General features: G+C 49.5%; 1 protein-coding gene. It reads left to right on the top strand.

Annotation, left to right across the window (positions count from 1 at the left end):
- A partial coding sequence (locus J3482_RS20405) for a hypothetical protein (RefSeq protein ID WP_206923118.1) occupies nt 1-211 on the top strand: 211 nt, incomplete at its 5' end.
- Nucleotides 212-307: the final 96 nt, after the last annotated feature.

Genomic DNA, 307 nt, shown 5'->3' with positions numbered 1-307 from the left:
TCTCAGGTATCCCGGTTATCAACTCGCAGAGCTAGCAAATATTGACCCCTTTCTTTACGCCCCTGTGGTTGCAAACTTCTGGACTCACCGAGACCTCGTACAGGACGTATACGACATTGACGATCTCTTGGATGCCCACGAGATCTTACAAGTGCGCGCAGAAAACCAGTGGCGAGCGCAAGAATCCATAGAAGACAGGAGTAGATACTGATGCTCGAGACCATCAAGGAGTATCTTGTTTCTCTTGGCTTCAGCGTGGACAAGCAGTCTTACGATCAAACCACAAAAGCTGTCGATGAGTTGGGCG

Source organism: Alicyclobacillus suci (assembly GCF_017329615.1).
GTDB lineage: Bacteria > Bacillota > Bacilli > Alicyclobacillales > Alicyclobacillaceae > Alicyclobacillus > Alicyclobacillus suci.
Note: the sequence above shows the minus strand (reverse complement) of the source record. Positions and strands in the feature narration are given on the sequence as shown.